This window comes from Cognatundibacterium luofuense (assembly GCF_018139685.1).
GTDB lineage: Bacteria > Pseudomonadota > Gammaproteobacteria > Burkholderiales > Burkholderiaceae_D > Undibacterium > Undibacterium luofuense.
Genome location: NZ_JAGSPN010000151.1, coordinates 1 through 450, shown reverse-complemented (window position 1 = coordinate 450; position 450 = coordinate 1). Strand labels below are relative to the sequence as shown.

Genomic DNA, 450 nt, shown 5'->3' with positions numbered 1-450 from the left:
AGAGGCACACCATGAACAAAATGATCATCTCCCTGATGGCAACCGCAATGATGGCAGGCTCTGCATTTGCAACTACAACACCAGCACCGGCAAAAGCACCGGAAGCCAGCGTAGCAAGTGCCTCTGCATCCGCCAGCGCAAGTGCAACAACAGGCAAACATCAGGCAGCGTCTGCTCATACTAAAACTGAAGCAAAGCACGATGTTAAAGCAGAAGCAAAGGCAGAGCCGAAAGCAATGATGAAAGCGGATCCTAAAGCCGAAACGAAAGCAGAAGTAAAGCCTGAAGCGAAAACAGAAGTCAAAGCTGAAGTGAAGAAAGAACACAAAGCAGAACCGGCAAAAGCAGAGAAATCTGCCAGCGCCAAATAATACAGGCTAATGCATTTAGTCTGACCATTCAGCGAATGATCGCTGATCAAAAAAGCGGAGATTTATCTCCGCTTTTTTA

1 pseudogene is annotated in these 450 nt (G+C 47.1%); it reads left to right on the top strand.

Annotated features, from left to right (window positions below):
• A pseudogene (locus KDM89_RS19775) lies at positions 1–371 on the top strand (hypothetical protein); the annotation flags it as partial.
• Positions 372–450: the final 79 nt, after the last annotated feature.